Genomic DNA, 14973 nt, shown 5'->3' with positions numbered 1-14973 from the left:
CGCCTCAAAGCACACTCCCCATCGCCTTCATCAACACCAGATCGCGCGCGTAGATATCCGGCGCATACACCAAGCCGCCCTGGCGGTCGACCTCCACCGTCCAGTAGCCCAGCAGCACCGGCACCGGCGTGGCCAGCCTGAATTCATGGGTTACGCCGGTGGCCAGCAGTTCATCGGTGCGGGCGCGTTCGGCCGGGCTCACCAGCAGATCCCGCAGCAACAAAGGTTGTTCAACCCTGACACAGCCTGAGCTGAATGCCCGCGGCCCCTTGGTGAACAGTGGCTGGCTCGGCGTGTCGTGCAGGTACACCGAGTACGGGTTGGGGAAGCGCATCACGATCTTGCCCAGCGGGTTGCGGGGGCCGGCTTCCTGGCGCAGCAGGATATTGCCGGGGCGCGCCCAGTCGATCTGTTCCGGCGCCAGCGGGTGGCCTTCGGCGTCGAGCACTTGCAGGTTCTGCTGGCGCAGGTATTCGGGGTTGAGGCGGATCGCCGGGAGTTTATCCTCGCGCATGATGGTGGGCGGGATGGTCCAGGTCGGGTTGAGGGTCAGCCGGGTGATGCGCGATTTCAGCAGCGGCGTCTGGCGTTCGGCGCGACCGACTTGCAGGCGGGTTTGCCACACGGGAATGCCGCTCTGGTACACGCTCAATTGCGCGGCGGCGACGTTGACCAGCACACCTTCGGGCTCCAGGTCCTGGGCCAGCCAGCGGAAGCGCTCAAGGTTGATGCGCAGTTGTTCGCGACGCACGGCCGGGCTGATGTTGAGTTCGGCCACGGTACCGGCGCCGATCACGCCATCGGCCTGCAGCGAATGGCTGAGCTGGAACGCCTTGACCGCCTTGACCAGGTCGTCGCGGTATTGCTTGCCGCTGGGCGCCTTGGCCAGGTAGCCGCCACTGATCAGGCGCCGCGCCAGCTCCGGAACGCGCGGGTCTTCCATGCCGGGACGCAGCAGCGGGCCCGTGGCGACCGGGTCCCAATGCGGCAACGGCTGCTGGCGCACGGTGGAATAGGCATTGCGCAGGCTGCGGTACAAATCGGCGCTGGGCCGGGCCTGGTCGAACGCTTGGGCCATGTCTTGCAGGCCCGTGGCGGCAAAGGCCAGCACGTCAATGCTGGGGTCGCGGGTCGGCGGCTGGGAATGCCACAGCGGTTCGAAGCGCGATTGCTCCAGGCGCCCGTAGTGCAAATCCTGCAGGGCTTGCAGGTAGTGCTGGCTGGTGTCGATATCGCTGCACAGCACGTTGGCCGTGGCATCCGCTGCAGGCAGGCTATAGTGGGTGGGGTCCAGGCCGTCATCGGCCAGCAGCAACAACTGAGATTGCAGGGCTTGGCGACGCTCGTCGGCGGACCACAACGGCACATTACCCTGCTGTTGGTAGAAAGCTTGCAGGCGCAGTTGGGCGGCGGCGTCGATCTGCGGCGCCAGACCGGGGCAGACACTGGGCAGTTGCGCCAGGGCCTGTTGGACCGGCGCCAGATCGACCGGCGCCGGCGTTGTGACCGGCAACGGCTCGACCGGCAGCGCGTCGGCTGTCGCGACCAATGGTGCAACGAGCAGGCAAATGCTCAAGTAACATGCGTGTTTTTTGAACAATTGACTTTGCTCCAATCCACAGTGGGGGGATGTACTGTAGATGCTGACTTTTATGTGCCGGCTCGGGATGACCACCCTGGGCTTGATCACCGTGAGCCTGGCCGCTTTGAGCACGACTGCGCTCGCCGCCAATGGCACTCCTCCTTCCTTGTATAGCAGCCTGGCGCGCTCGGCTCCAGAACTCAATCCCACTGTACTCAAAAGCGCCCTGAACGCGGTGCAGTGCGCAGTCAATAATGGCGAGGAACGTTCCGAGCGCCTAGCGGTTATTGACTACTCCCAGCCTTCGACCGCCCGTCGGCTGTGGATCTTCGATTTGCGCAAGAAGACCCTGGTGCTGCGCGACCTGGTTGCCCATGGCGCCAAGTCCGGGGAAAACTTCGCCACCCAGTTCTCCAACCTCGAAGGCAGCCACCAGTCCAGCCTGGGCCTGTTCCGCACCCAGGAAAGTTACCTGGGCACCCACGGCTACTCGCTGCGCATGGATGGCCTGGAGCCGGGTTTCAATGACCTGGCCCGCGACCGCGCCATCGTCATCCACGCCGCCGACTACGTGAGCCCCCTGTGGAGCAAGCGCGAAGGCCGTATCGGCCGCAGCCAGGGTTGCCCGGCCGTGCGCCCGCAGGTGGCGCGCCAAGTGGTGGACAAGCTCAAGGATGGGCAGTTCATGTTTTCCTGGTATCCCGACCAACGTTGGCTGAAGTCCTCGACGTACCTCAATTGCAAACCCCAGCAGGTGGCGAGTAGTCGTACAATCCGTGGCGGATAGCCTGTCCCCATCGATAAAAAAAGAGAGCCACACATGCTTCTACACCACTCCACCTGGATCGAGATCGGCCAGTTCCTGGAACGCAGCCGCACGGTGGTGATTCCCATCGGTTCCAATGAACAGCACGGCCCCACCGGCCTGCTGGGCACCGACTGGATGTGCCCGGAAATCATCGCCCATGCGGCGCAGAAGAACGCCGACATCCTGATCGGCCCGACCTTCAATATCGGCATGGCCCAGCATCACTTGGGTTTTCCCGGCACCATTTCCCTGCGCCCTTCCACCTTCATCGCTGCGATTGGCGATTGGGTGCGCTCACTGGCGGGGCATGGTTTCGAGAAGATTCTGTTTCTGAACGGCCACGGCGGCAATATCGCCACCATCGAAGCAGCGTTCTCGGAGCTGTACGCCGAGGCCAGCTTCGCCCGCCGCCCTGCCGGGTTCGCGCTGAAACTGGTGAACTGGTGGGACCTGGAAGGCGTGAGCGACCTGGCCCAACGCCAATTCCCGGTGGGCCATGGCAGCCATGCCACCCCATCGGAGATTGCGGTGACACAGTGGGCGTACCCAGACTCGATCAAGACTGCCGACTACTCACCACAAATCGCCAACACCGGGCCGATCCGCGAAGCGCTGGACTTCCGCGCACGCTTCCCCGACGGACGCATGGGCTCGGACCCGGCGCTGGCGACAGTAGAGAAAGGTGGAGAGTTAGTGGCGTTGGCGGCGCAAGGGTTGGTCAAGACAGTCAACGCGTTCAGTAACGAAGCCAAACCATGAGCCCTACGTGAATCAAAAAAAGTGGGAGGGGCTTGCCTGCGAATACCCTAGGTATGTACACAACCCCGTAGCAACAAACCTAACCACGATGCGAAGCGAGCCGCTCTTGATCTAGCTTTTGATTTTGATCTCAGGCGCCCCGTCAAACACGCTGGCCGGAATTCGACAGGGATTTGGGGAGTAAACCGGCAGGGATGCCGGTTTAGCCGCCCCGCGCCATGGATGGCGCGTGGCGGCGGCCCCCCAAATACCTGTCGGATTACGGGCACACCGAGCCTAGGCGAGGTGCCGAGTGTTGGGGCAAGAGCCCTTTGGTTACTTTGGGGCTTTTCCAAAGTGACCCGCCGTAAGGGCGGAACCCATAGCAGCCGTTACCCAAATAACGGATATGTACTCGGTCTGATCCAACATCCAGGTCGGCTGTCAGGCCGCCTTCGCAGGCAAGCCAGCTCCCACATTTTGGATCGCGGGGCGACAGTTAGATTGTGGTCGGCTGTCAGGCCGCCTTCGCAGGCAAGCCAGCTCCCACATTTGGATCGTGGGGTTACCGTTAGATTGTGGTCGGCTGTTAGGCCGCTTTCGCAGGCAAGCCAGCTCCCACATTTGGATCGCGGGGTGACAGTTAGATTGTGGTCGGCTGTTAGGCCGCTTTCGCAGGCAAGCCAGCTCCCACATTTGGATCGTGGGGTGACAGTTAGATTGTGGTCGGCTGTTAGGCCGCTTTCGCAGGCAAGCCAGCTCCCACATTTTTGGATCGTGGGGGTGACAGTTAGATTGTGGTCGGCTGTCAGGCCGCTTTCGCAGGCAAGCCAGCTCCCACATTTTTGGATCGTGGGGGGACAGTTAGATTGTGGTCGGATGTCAGGCCGCAATCGCAGGCAAGCCAGCTCCCACATTTTTGGATCGTGGGGTGACAGTTAGATAGCGGTCGGGTGTCAGGCCGCAATCGCAGGCAAGCCAACTCCCACATTTTTGAATCGTGGGGTGACAGTTAGATAGCGGTCGGCTGCCAGGCCGCCAGCGCAAGCCAGCCCCCACCCACATCAGCTATGCACGCCCCGGCGTTATTTGCACTCTTGCGCCGCCAACTCCAACCGCGATGGCGTGATCGTCGACGCCAGCGGCTTGCGCTCATACAGAAACACCTTGCCGCCGTCCTGGGACTTGTAGGCCTCCAGCACATCATCGGCAGCAATCTTACTGGTCAACACCACCTTGGCGTGACGCGAGTTCTGCGTGACGGTCGAGGTAATCCCATGCTTTTCCAGCTTGGGCAATACACACTGCACATAGGCCTCAGGCCCCTTGCTGGTTTGCAAGGTAAGGGTTGGGGCGTTGGGGGCGGTGACACAACCGGCCAGCAACAAGGAAGCTAGGGCCAAGGCCGGGACGAAAAGAGCGCGCATGAAAAATTCCTGACTACAAAAATAAAGGTTCATATCAACCGGCACGGACCAAAGACTTGAGCGACGCATCAAACTGCTTCAAGGCATCGAGCTGCACATCACGCTGCTGCTCGATCTGCGCGGCAATCTCCGGCGCGGCTTTGTCATGCACCCACACCGACGGCACCTGCTTGTGCATCGAGCCTTCGGCCTTGGCGATGTACTGCAGGTTCGCGTCATAGAACCGCGCAACAAAGCGTGCCTCGACCACATCATTACGCGGGGTCAGCAGTTGGTTGTGGGTATCGAGCATCACCACCACATCCGGGTGAGCCTGCACCAACGCATCCAGGTTGTCGTAGACAGTCACCGACAAAAAGGTGCCTTGCAACGAGCTCATCAACCAGTCGATGGCCAGCTCTGGGTCGGAACTGTTGACGAACGCCTGGCGGATACGCCCGTCGAGGGCATCCTTGGCACCATTCAAGGCCATGTCGTGGTAGCGTTCAAGGTAGCCGAGGTTGTCGCGGGTGTTGTCGCTCAGCAAGACACCCACCGACTGTGCGTGCTGCAGGGATTCTACGCTAGCGCCGATAGGTAGCAAATGGCCCGTACGCAGATCGTCTGCGAGTGCCGCGTTGTTGATAGCCACGGTGCCCAGCATCAAAGCCATCAACGCCAGCTGAATAAACGTCCTCATCGCGCATTTCCTTGAACAGCGTCTCGATGGGGCTGATTTTCCGCTTTTCCAGCAAAAACAGAACTTGCGATCCGTGATGGTGACTATTATCTGAACCGATAGTGCACCCATAAAACCTATAAGGACCACGCTATGAAGCCTCACCAGAAAACCTTCGACCGCATCCGCGAAGCCGTCCTGCCGGAATTTCGCGAGCGCGTCGCCGATTACCTGGTCGACTATGAAGACGTGCTGCAGGACGCAGCGGCGAGTGCCGACCAGGTCCGCGCCAGCGCCCATCAACTGCGCGGTTACCTGCGTGGCTTGAACACCACGCGGGTATTGGGCATGGCGGATTGGGAGGACCTGGACCGCCGCGTCTTGCAGATCACCGAACGCTCTACTGCGCAGGGCGTTGTTGATTGACCCACGCCTGTACGGACGGTCGCAGCCACTGGCGGCGCGCGTATTCCACCAACTCGGCAGGCACGCTGTCGCCATTGAGAATGAGGCGATTGAGCATCACGGCCAGGTCCACGTCAGCGATGGACCACTCACCGAACAAGTACGCCGGATTACCCGCCAACAGCGCCTGGGCCGCCTTGATCAACTTCGCCGCCGCTGCTTCAGCCACAGGCGACAGTGGCGGCATCTTTTGCCCGTAGAACACCACCATCGTCGAGCGCTCCTGACGGATCGCCAGCAAGTCGCTGCGCAGCCATGCCTGCACCTGACGCGCCCTCGCCCGCTGTTTTGGATCGGCCGGGTACAGCGGCGTCTCGGGGTAGGCCTGCTCCAGGTACTCGGTGATCGCCGAGGACTCGGACAGCGCAAAATCGCCTTCTACCAAGGTGGGCACGCGCTGGGTCAGGGACAGTTGGGCAAAGTCGGCCGCGTGCTGTTGCGCGGCATCCAGGTCCAGGGTGATCGTGTCGAACGCCAGACCTTTTTCGCGCAGGGCGACAAACACCGACATGGCATAAGGGCTGGTGTACAGATGATCCACATACAGGCGCATAACGATTCTCCTTGAGGGGAACACCACGCTACGAGATGTGCCACAAGAAAGACAATGCGCTGTTTTTATGGGGGCATTCCTTGGCGGAATACTGGGTTTGCCGATCAGAAGTCCACCGTTGCCGACAGCTTGACCGTGCGCGGCTCGCCCTGGGTCAGGTAGTTGTTGGCGGTCGACGCCGACGCCCAATACGCTTTGTTCGCCACGTTCTCAACGTTGGCGCGCAGGGTGATGTACTTGTCGTCGGCCTTGAAGCCATAGCGGGCGCCGAGGTCGACGCGGGTCCAGGCGGGGATGCTCAGGGTGTTGGTGGCGTTGACGTACTCGCCACCGGTGCGCAGCATCCGCGCGTTGATGGCGGCGCCCTGGAGGCCCGGAATATCCCAGTCAGCGCCAATGTTGTACTGGAAACGCGGCACGCCGGCGGCTCGGTTGCCGTCGCTGAGGCCGCTGGAGGTGTTTTTCAGTTCGGTGTTCATCCAGGTCGCACCGGCCAGCAGGCGCAGGCCGTCGACCGGTTCGCCGAAGACGTTCAGCTCCACGCCTTTGTTGATCTGCTCGCCGTCGACGCTGAAGGTGTTGGTGCCATTGGCGTTGGTGTTGGTGGCGCTGCTCGGCTGCTCGATGCGGTAGACACCCAGGGTCGCGCCAAAGGTATCCCAATCCAGCTTGACCCCCGCTTCGGTCTGTTTGCTACGGTTGGGCGCGAACACCTCGCCGGGGTTGGTGACGTTGGTTAGCGGCGCCGTCGGCCCCTGGGCCAGCCCCTCGATGCGGTTGGCATAGAACGACACGTGCTCCCACGGCTTGACCACCAGGCCATACACCGGCGTGGTGATGCTTTCGGCATAGTTGGCAGTGCGCACACCCGTGGTGGTGTTCCACCCATCCACTTCAATGGTCTGGCGCCGCACGCCCAGGGTCAGCAGTACGCGATCATCGATAAAGCCCAGGGTGTCGGACACCGCTGCGCTCTTGATGCGGTTCTTGCCGACAATACGCGGGTCATGGATATCACTGCCGAAATACGTGACGCTGGGGCGCGGAATCTGCGTTGGATTGTACAGATTGCCCGGCCGACGGTTGGCCTGCAGGATCGCCTCGAAGGCCGAACGCTGCTCTCCCCAAATACCCGACAAGCCGAAGTTGACTTGATGGGTCACTGGCCCGGTAGTGAAGTGCCCATTCAAACCGGCCATGGCGCTCTTGTTATCTTCATCGTGGGGCGAGTACAAAAAGCCCACGCGACCGCCGCCATCGTTGCCCACATACAGCGACGAATACTGGCCGTTTTCCCGCGTGTGCTTGGCGCCACCGCCCACATACGCCGTCCAGCTTTCATTCAAATCGTATTCGGCGTTGAACATGCCGTAAGTGTCTTCCAGCTCCGACCAGCTCCAGTCCTGGGCGTAGTTGTGCTTGGCGGACGGCGCCTTCGGCACCTGGGTGCCATTGGGATACACCACCGAACGACCGCTGTTGATGCGCTCTTTCTGGTAGCCAAAGTCAGTCGACACCCGCAGGCGATCGCCGCGGTAATCCAAGGCCACCGCCACCAGTTGCGAGCTTTTGAATTCATCCTCGGTGGCTGTGTCGCCGCCATGCTTGGCGAGGTTGACCCGCGCGCCGAAGCGGTTGTCTTCGCCGAACCGCTGGCCGAGGTCGAGATGGCCGCCGCTCTGGCCATCGGTGGTGGTGTCGAGGGTGATGCTGCGGGTGGGCACCTCTTCGGCACGCTTGGGCACCAGGTTGACGCTGCCGCCAATGCCGCTGCCCGCAGGCGACACGCCGTTGACGAACGCATTGGGGCCCTTGAACAACTCGACCCGCTCCAGCGCCTCGGTGGTGATGATCTGCCGTGGCAGCACGCCGTACAGGCCGTTGAAGGCAATGTCATCGGTGTTCAGCGGCAGGCCGCGAATGGTGAACACCTGGGAAAAATTGCCAAAGCCGGAGGACTGGCGCACCGACGCATCATTGAGCAGCACATCGCCCACGGTGCGCGCCTGCTGGTCGGCGATGGTCTTGGCGGTGTAGCTGACCACGCTGAACGGCACGTCATTGATCGAACGGTTGCCCAACACACCGAGGCGCGCCGAACGTGCGACCTGGCCACCGGCATAGGTGTCCGCTTGCGCCCCGCTCTCCCCACTGATGGTGGTCGCACCCAACTGCAACGCGTCGCCCGTCGACTCAGGCACCAGGGTGTAGCCGTTGGCGCCGGTGCTTTGCAGGGTATAGCCGCTGCCTTGCAGCAACTGCGTGAAACCCGCGTGTGCGGTGAAACTGCCCTGCAAACCGGCGCTTTGCTGGTCATTGAGCAGCGTGGAATCAAACGACAACGGCACCCCGGACAACGCCGCAAACTGCGCCAGCACATTGCCCAACGGCGCCGGCGCCAGGTTGTAGCTGCGCACCGCGCTGGTCGACGCTGCGTCTGCGGCCACCGCGCTGTGCAACGGAGCCATGGCTGCCAGGGCAACCGCCAGGCTCAAGGCCTTCAAGGGACGGATGGGGTGCGGTGTGAAGGTCATGGAGATTCCTGTCGGCGCGGTGCAAAGTTGAGGGTTCTCCCCTACACCGAGCAACAACGAAAAAGGTATCAGCGAACGTCGAAAAAAATCTCAGCGCGGCTCGACGGTCACCCAGTAGCCGGTGAGGCTGCTTATCTTGACCGGCAGGGTTTCCTGCAACAGACGCAGGCTGGCGTCGGTGTCACGCAGGGGGAACGCCCCGGACACGGTCAGCGCGGCCACACTGGCGTGGCAACGCAACACGCCACGACGGAAACGGCCCAACTCATCGAGCAAGTCCACCAGGCGCATCCGTTGGGCCAGCAGCATGCCGTTTTCCCAAGTGGTTGCGCCGATGTCCAGCGGCTGCACGGGCGCCACGCTGTCGCCACTGAAGGCGCCTTGCTCGCCGGCCTTGAGGGTCAGCCCACGGTTTGCGCGCGCTGGCAGCATTTCCACCGCCCCGTCGAGCACGGCCACGCGGCTGCTCTGCTCGCCGACTCGCACACTGAAATGCGTGCCCAGGGCACGGGCGGTGCCGTGGCGGGTCTGCACGATAAACGGGCGATGGCTGGGTGCCGGGTCCTTGGCGGTGGTGATCATCACTTCGCCCTGCAGCAACTCGATACGCCGCACTTGGTCAGTGAAGACGATGTTCAGTGAGCTGGCCGTATTGATCAGCAGGCGCGTGCCATCGGGCAAGGTGAGGCTGCGCTGTTCGCCGGTGGCGGTGTGTTGGTCGGCGGTCCACGATTGCCACGGTTTTTGCCGATACGCCAGCCAGGTCGCCGGCCCCGCCAACAGCAACAGCCCGAGGGCCTGGCGACGGCCGAGGGATTTTTTGCGACCGATGCGCTTGAGGGTGTCGCCGGCAATCGCGGCGGGCACGCTGTCGAAGTCGCCCAGTATCGCTTGCGCGCGCTGCCAGGCCTGGGCGTGCTGGGCGCTGCGGCCCTGCCACTGGGCAATGGCGCGGCGGTCTTCGTCGGTGGCGCTGCCGGACTGCAATTGCACCATCCAGTCGGCGGCTTCGCCGAGGATCAGCGGGTCAATGGACGGGTTCATGCCACGCTCAGGCATGCCAGGAACGCATCGCGCATATAGCGTTTGACCGACACCAGCGACACCTGCAATTGCTCGGCAATCTGCGCGTAAGTGAGGCCATCGATCTGTGACATCAGGAAGGCTTGGCGGGTCTTTTCGGGCAAGTCGCGCAGCATGGCTTCGATACGGTACAGCGCCTCCAGGATCAGCCAACGGGTTTCCGGCGACGGCACTTCCTGCTCCGGCAGGTGGGCGATGGTCTCCAGGTAGGCGCGTTCGACTTCCTGGCGGCGCCAACTGTCGATCATCAAGCCCTTGGCGATATGGGTGAGCAACGCTCGCGGCTCGCTGCCGAAACCGGCGCCGGGCTGGCGGGTGAGCAGGCGCATGAAAGTGTCGTGGGCCAGGTCGGCGGCATCACTGGCGTTGCCGAGCTTGCGGTCGAGCCAGCGGTACAACCATCCATGGTGTTCGCAGTACAGGTCCTGGATAGGCAAATGGAGGGGGGACGACATGCGAATCACCGGCGCGGGGAGCCAAGGAGTAATTAAGAATTGATCGCATTCTAGTCTGACCAAGGAATCGCGGCAACGCGCAAATTAATGTTATAGGATAACGCCCCACTTCCGCCCTGCCCTGTGATGCTTGCCCATGACCGACGCTTTACCTCTGCGCCAACGCCTGCTTTCCATCGACGCCCTGCGCGGCCTGGTGATCCTGTTCATGCTACTGGACCACGTGCGCGAAACCTTCCTGCTGCACCGCCAGGTCAGCGACCCGATGACCATCGACAGCACCGAGCCCACGCTGTTTGTCAGCCGCACCCTCGCGCACCTGTGTGCGCCGGTGTTTGTTTTGCTCACAGGCTTGTCGGCCTGGCTCTATGGCCAGAAATACTCGGGCCGCCGCGATGTGTCGGCGTTCCTGTTCAAGCGCGGGCTGTTCTTGGTGGTGCTGGAATTTACCCTGGTCAACTTTGCCTGGACCTTCCAACTGCCACCCAGCGTGATCTACATGCAGGTGATCTGGGCCATTGGCGTGAGCATGCTCGCCCTGGCCGCGCTAGTGTGGTTGCCGCGCCCAGTGCTGATTGCCGTGGCACTGGTGATCATTGGCGGGCACAACTTGCTCGATGGCTTGCACTTCGATGCGGGCTCGGCCCTGCATGTGCCGTGGACAATCCTGCATGAACGCAGTTGGATCGAGGTCGGCGATTCGCTGCGACTGCGTACCACCTATCCGGTGCTGCCGTGGATCGGCGTGATTGCCCTGGGTTACGGGTTGGGCCCCTGGTTTGCCCAGGGCATGCCATCGGCGTTGCGCCAGCGCTTTCTGTTGCTGGCCGGTGTGGGGGCATTGGTGGGGTTCATGGTGTTGCGCACGGCCAATGGGTATGGGGAGAAGCCGTGGCATGCCTATGAGAACGGCGTGCAGACCCTGATGAGTTTTTTCAACATCACCAAGTACCCGCCTTCGCTGCTGTTTCTGGCATTGACCCTGGGGGTTGGCTTGCTGCTGTTGCTGGCGTTTGAACGTGCGGGGCAAAAACGCTGGATCGGTATCCTGGCCACGTTCGGGGCGGCGCCCATGTTCTTCTATCTGCTGCACCTGTATGTGCTGAAAATCCTCTACGTCGCCTGTGTGGCGCTGTTTGGGCTTAATCACGGCAACTACTTCGGTTTCGACAGCATCGGCGCTATTTGGCTGGTGGCATTGCTGCTGCCCTTGGCGCTGTATCCGCCGGTACGCTGGTTTGCAGCGCTCAAGGCTCGGCGCCGTGACTTGGCGTGGCTCAAATATCTGTAGCGGCCCCGGTTGCTTTTCTGTGAGAGCTGGCTTGCCAGCGATGGAGGGCAGCCATTGTCGACAGGCGTCCATAATGAGCCATACTCATTATATTCCATACAACCATAAAAACTGCTCAGGTTGATACCCCTGGATAAGCGACGCCATCACTGGCCGCACCCCATCCATTGCGCCTACCATGGTTCCAAACGACCACTCCATAGAGCCCTCATGATCAAAGCCAGCCTGCGCAGTCACCTGACCCTCTGGTTCGCCGGTTTATCGTTGCTTACGTTATTGAGCGTGGGCTTTTACGTGGGGTACATCGCCACTGAACAGGTGAAGCAGGCCAGCGGCAGTACGCTGCTGAGTACGGCGCGCTCTGCCGCTGCCCTGCTGGCCGTGCAATTGCGCGAGCGACAGCTGGAAGTGTCACTGCTGAGCAAGGCGCCGTTGTTTCGCCAGGGCGACCTGGACGCGCCAGATATCCTCACCCTGATGGAACTGCGCACCCAGTCGCGCGCCGAGTATGCGTGGATGGGCGTGGCCGATGCCGAGGGCAAGGTGCGCCAGGCGGTCAACGGCTTGCTGGTCGGTCAGTCGGTGCAGCAACGGCCATGGTTCCAGGCGGGCATGCGCGGCGAGTACACCGGCGATCCCCACGAAGCCGTGCTGCTGGCCAAGCTGCTGCCGGGCGCCGCCAACGGCGAGCCATTGCGCTTTATCGATTTCGCCGCACCGATTCGCAATGCCCAGGGCGAGACCATCGGCGTGCTGGGCGCACATGCGCATTGGCGCTGGGTCACGCAAATCGTCGATTCTGCCGTGATGCAGAAAGATGCCGTGCCGAACCTTGAAGCGCTGATTGTCGACTTCGACGGCAAAGTGCTCTATCCGGAAGTACTGGCGGGTGAGCAGATGCCGCCGGCCAACCTGGGCAAGCCGTCGGGCTGGTCCACCGGCGATGGCTACGTCACTGCCTCGGTGGCGGTGCCCAGCCCGTCGAATGCAAAAGTGAGCTGGTACATCATGGCGCGCCAGCCCCTGGACGTTGCGTTGCAACCGGCGCGTGTGCTGCTGTACAAACTGTTGCTGCTGGGGCTGATCGCCGCCGTGGTGTTTGGACTGGTCGCCTACTACCTGGCGTCTACCCTCAGCCGCCCGATCGAACGCCTGGCGCGGTCCGCCAAGCAGGTGCAGGACCAACTACCCGGCGCGGTCTTCCCTCAGGATCACCCGGTGCTGGAAATTGCCCAGTTGGGCCGCTCGCTCACCGGCATGACCCAATCCCTGCTGTCCAAGGAGCGCCAGTTGCAAGAGGCTAACGCCTCCCTGGAAGCCACCGTCGCGCAACGCACCGCTGACCTCACCCAAGCCAATGCCGAGCTGCTCAAGCTCGCCACCCACGATGCATTGACCGGCGTCTACAACCGCCGTCGCTTCGATGAAAAACTCGCCGAAAACAGCCTGCTGTTCCAACGTACAGGCCGCACCTTCGCGTTGCTGTTGATCGATGCCGACTACTTCAAACGCGTCAACGACACGTACGGCCACGCCATCGGCGACGACGTGCTGTGCCAACTGGCCGCGCTGATCGAAAACACCACCCGCGCCACCGACTTTGTGGCGCGTTACGGCGGTGAGGAATTCGCGGTGCTGCTGCCCGAAGTCGAAGCACCCGACAGCCCTGACGTGGTGGCGGAAAAAATCCGTAAGGCCGTTGAGACGGCAGTGTTTCCAACCGTGGGCCATGTGACCGTGAGCATCGGCGTGGGCGTCGCCGAACCGTCGGACCGCGACACCTCGGCGCTGCTCAAGCGCGCGGATATGCAATTGTACGAGGCCAAGGCCGCGGGCAGGAACCGCGTGGCTTGACCACGATAATCGTGTGTCGCGTGAGTCGATTGTGGTGAGTTTTAGCCAGGCTACGATAGCGGAGGGTCAGCCTGAATCTCCGCTGGAATCGCCTCCGCCATCGCGGCCTCGCTAAGGCTCGACGGCGCCCCTATTGGCCGTGTGGCGCCTTAATGTGCCGTTACATCAACGGAATCGAATAACTCACAAACACCCGATTCTGATCCTGGTCCCGCGCCACTTCGCTGCGCGACACTCCGTTGCGCCAGCCGAACCCGACGTTCTTGAACGTGCCGCTCTGCACCACGTAGTCCAGGGAAATATCGCGCTCCCATTCACTCGCATCGTTGCCGCCGGTGGTGAGGATGTGGTCGCCCTTCAGGTACATCACCGAGGCCTTCAGGCCCGGTACGCCGAGCGAGGCGAAGTCATAGGCGTATTGGGCAAAGGCCGTGCGTTCGCCGGCCTGGATGAAGGTCTGCACGGTACGGTCGGTGTAGAGGTACAGGCTGGAACCGCCCTCCCCTTTATTGACCAGGCCGCCCTGGTTGAGCTGGGCGAAATTGCTGTCGTCCGAGACTTGCTGGTAACCGGCAGTGATCGCGTGCGGGCCCAGGGAGTAGATGAACGCCGCGCTCCAGGTGTTGTTGTCGATTTCACCGTTGCCGTTCTTGGTATAGCCGCCGAGCTTGTAGCCTTCGGCGCGGCCGGCGGCGCTGCTGTTCTTGCCGTCGGAGCGGGTCTTGAAGTAGCGCAAATCGGTTTTCAATGAGCCAAAGTCACCCAGCGGTAGTACATGGATCAGGCCGGCAAAGTGTTGTTGGTAATAGTCTTCGAGGTTGGCGTAGTAGTACTGGACCATCAGGTCCTTGGTCACTTGGTAATCGGCGCCGGCGTAATTGAATGTGTTGCTTTCCTGGGTGCCGCCCGCTGCCGCCAGGCCGCTGCGGTCGCTGGAGCCACGGCCGGTGGCGTGTTGCAGTTGGCCGCCGATCAGGGTGAGGTTGTCGATGTCCTTGCTGGTGATTTGCCCGCCTTCGAACGACTGCGGTAACAGGCGCCCATCGTTGCTCACAAGGATCGGCAGGTTCGGCCGCAGGTAGCCGTAGCGCAACTCGCTCTTGGCGAAACGCGCCTTGGCTGTCGCGCCGCCACGGGCCCAGTTGTCGGCGGCCTTGCCGTCGTCGGTGGGGATCATCGAGCTGCCCACATGGCGCCCGGCGCCGCTGTCGAGGGTCAGGCCGAGCATGCCCACCGCATCCAGGCCGAACCCGACAGTGCCATCGGTAAAGCCCGACTGATAGTTGAGGATAAACGCCTGGCCCCACTCTTCGGTTTTCGACGGCGCGGCGGCGCCGTCGCGGTTGTCGTTGTTGAAGTAGAAGTTGCGCAGGCTCAAGTTGGCTTTGCTGTCACCCAGGAAATCAGCCGAGGCCAAGGGGCTCAGGGCAATGCCCAGGCTGCCGGTCAATACGCTTAATACATTCAAAGTGGCTTTCATCAGGACGAACTCCGGCGCGGAATCCAAGTTCCGGGCGCAAATAAT

Annotated in this window: 13 protein-coding genes; 5 read left to right on the top strand and 8 right to left on the bottom strand. The window is 62.1% G+C overall.

Going from position 1 to position 14973, the window contains the following annotated elements:
* Window positions 1-4 precede the first annotated feature (4 nt).
* Window positions 5-1600 carry a murein L,D-transpeptidase gene (locus CWC48_RS23620; protein WP_100490449.1) on the bottom strand — a complete coding sequence of 532 codons (1596 nt, stop codon included), beginning with the start codon at window positions 1598-1600 and terminating at the stop codon, window positions 5-7.
* A gap of 40 nt (window positions 1601-1640) precedes the next feature.
* Here CWC48_RS23620 and CWC48_RS23615 point away from each other — a divergent pair, with 40 nt between their 5' ends.
* Together CWC48_RS23615 and CWC48_RS23610 are read left to right on the top strand one after the other, a co-directional pair.
* Window positions 1641-2369 (top strand): murein L,D-transpeptidase catalytic domain family protein, encoded by a 729-nt coding sequence (locus CWC48_RS23615; protein WP_078048866.1) that lies wholly within the window; start codon window positions 1641-1643, stop codon window positions 2367-2369.
* Window positions 2370-2402: 33 nt separating this feature from the next.
* A complete protein-coding gene (locus tag CWC48_RS23610; protein WP_078048867.1) occupies window positions 2403-3149 on the top strand; it encodes a creatininase family protein in 747 nt (248 codons plus the stop codon).
* A 1064-nt stretch (window positions 3150-4213) separates the two neighbouring features.
* On the opposite strand, the gene CWC48_RS23600 is transcribed toward CWC48_RS23610, so the two are convergent.
* Both CWC48_RS23600 and CWC48_RS23595 read right to left on the bottom strand, forming a co-directional pair.
* Complete coding sequence (locus tag CWC48_RS23600) at window positions 4214-4555, bottom strand: hypothetical protein (protein WP_078048868.1); 342 nt, start codon at window positions 4553-4555, stop codon at window positions 4214-4216.
* A gap of 34 nt (window positions 4556-4589) precedes the next feature.
* Window positions 4590-5234: an ATPase gene (locus tag CWC48_RS23595; protein ID WP_100490448.1), complete on the bottom strand. Its 645-nt coding sequence runs from the start codon at window positions 5232-5234 to the stop codon at window positions 4590-4592.
* Between the two features lie 132 nt (window positions 5235-5366).
* Between CWC48_RS23595 and CWC48_RS23590 the strand changes: the two genes are divergently transcribed.
* The gene (locus CWC48_RS23590) at window positions 5367-5639 is read left to right on the top strand and encodes a hypothetical protein (protein WP_078048870.1); all 273 of its coding nucleotides are present in this window, start codon (window positions 5367-5369) and stop codon (window positions 5637-5639) included.
* Here CWC48_RS23590 and yfcF read toward each other — a convergent pair.
* The 4 genes from yfcF to CWC48_RS23570 form a co-directional block, all read right to left on the bottom strand.
* The gene (gene yfcF, locus CWC48_RS23585) at window positions 5614-6231 is read right to left on the bottom strand and encodes a glutathione transferase (RefSeq protein ID WP_078048871.1); all 618 of its coding nucleotides are present in this window, start codon (window positions 6229-6231) and stop codon (window positions 5614-5616) included. The genes CWC48_RS23590 and yfcF overlap by 26 nt on opposite strands.
* A 104-nt stretch (window positions 6232-6335) precedes the next feature.
* The gene (locus tag CWC48_RS23580; protein WP_100490447.1) at window positions 6336-8765 is read right to left on the bottom strand and encodes a TonB-dependent receptor; all 2430 of its coding nucleotides are present in this window, start codon (window positions 8763-8765) and stop codon (window positions 6336-6338) included.
* 90 nt (window positions 8766-8855) lie between these two features.
* Complete coding sequence (locus CWC48_RS23575) at window positions 8856-9809, bottom strand: FecR domain-containing protein (protein ID WP_078048873.1); 954 nt, start codon at window positions 9807-9809, stop codon at window positions 8856-8858.
* A complete protein-coding gene (locus CWC48_RS23570; protein WP_078048874.1) occupies window positions 9806-10303 on the bottom strand; it encodes a sigma-70 family RNA polymerase sigma factor in 498 nt (165 codons plus the stop codon). The genes CWC48_RS23575 and CWC48_RS23570 overlap by 4 nt, the downstream gene beginning before the upstream one ends.
* Window positions 10304-10439: 136 nt before the next feature.
* Between CWC48_RS23570 and CWC48_RS23565 the strand changes: the two genes are divergently transcribed.
* Window positions 10440-11594, top strand: a complete 1155-nt coding sequence (locus CWC48_RS23565) for a DUF1624 domain-containing protein (protein WP_078048875.1) — start codon at window positions 10440-10442, stop codon at window positions 11592-11594.
* A gap of 210 nt (window positions 11595-11804) precedes the next feature.
* Complete coding sequence (locus CWC48_RS23560; RefSeq protein ID WP_078048876.1) at window positions 11805-13448, top strand: sensor domain-containing diguanylate cyclase; 1644 nt, start codon at window positions 11805-11807, stop codon at window positions 13446-13448.
* 160 nt (window positions 13449-13608) lie between these two features.
* Here CWC48_RS23560 and CWC48_RS23555 read toward each other — a convergent pair whose 3' ends face one another.
* The gene (locus tag CWC48_RS23555) at window positions 13609-14928 is read right to left on the bottom strand and encodes an OprD family porin (RefSeq protein WP_100490446.1); all 1320 of its coding nucleotides are present in this window, start codon (window positions 14926-14928) and stop codon (window positions 13609-13611) included.
* Window positions 14929-14973: the final 45 nt, after the last annotated feature.

The organism is Pseudomonas sp. S10E 269, assembly GCF_002798465.1.
Taxonomy (GTDB): Bacteria; Pseudomonadota; Gammaproteobacteria; order Pseudomonadales; family Pseudomonadaceae; genus Aquipseudomonas; species Aquipseudomonas pergaminensis.
The sequence above is the reverse complement of the archived record's forward strand: the minus strand, read 5'-3'. Positions and strand labels throughout refer to the sequence as shown.

Excerpts from the sequence above, each read along its gene's own strand:
- CWC48_RS23615 (WP_078048866.1), top strand. The coding sequence starts at position 1,641 with ATGCTGACTTTTATGTGCCGGCTCGGGATGACCACCCTGGGCTTGATC.
- CWC48_RS23610 (WP_078048867.1), top strand. The coding sequence starts at position 2,403 with ATGCTTCTACACCACTCCACCTGGATCGAGATCGGCCAGTTCCTGGAA.
- CWC48_RS23600 (WP_078048868.1), bottom strand. The coding sequence starts at position 4,555 with ATGCGCGCTCTTTTCGTCCCGGCCTTGGCCCTAGCTTCCTTGTTGCTG.
- CWC48_RS23595 (WP_100490448.1), bottom strand. The coding sequence starts at position 5,234 with ATGAGGACGTTTATTCAGCTGGCGTTGATGGCTTTGATGCTGGGCACC.
- CWC48_RS23590 (WP_078048870.1), top strand. The coding sequence starts at position 5,367 with ATGAAGCCTCACCAGAAAACCTTCGACCGCATCCGCGAAGCCGTCCTG.
- yfcF (WP_078048871.1), bottom strand. The coding sequence starts at position 6,231 with ATGCGCCTGTATGTGGATCATCTGTACACCAGCCCTTATGCCATGTCG.
- CWC48_RS23580 (WP_100490447.1), bottom strand. The coding sequence starts at position 8,765 with ATGACCTTCACACCGCACCCCATCCGTCCCTTGAAGGCCTTGAGCCTG.
- CWC48_RS23575 (WP_078048873.1), bottom strand. The coding sequence starts at position 9,809 with ATGAACCCGTCCATTGACCCGCTGATCCTCGGCGAAGCCGCCGACTGG.
- CWC48_RS23570 (WP_078048874.1), bottom strand. The coding sequence starts at position 10,303 with ATGTCGTCCCCCCTCCATTTGCCTATCCAGGACCTGTACTGCGAACAC.
- CWC48_RS23565 (WP_078048875.1), top strand. The coding sequence starts at position 10,440 with ATGACCGACGCTTTACCTCTGCGCCAACGCCTGCTTTCCATCGACGCC.
- CWC48_RS23560 (WP_078048876.1), top strand. The coding sequence starts at position 11,805 with ATGATCAAAGCCAGCCTGCGCAGTCACCTGACCCTCTGGTTCGCCGGT.
- CWC48_RS23555 (WP_100490446.1), bottom strand. The coding sequence starts at position 14,928 with ATGAAAGCCACTTTGAATGTATTAAGCGTATTGACCGGCAGCCTGGGC.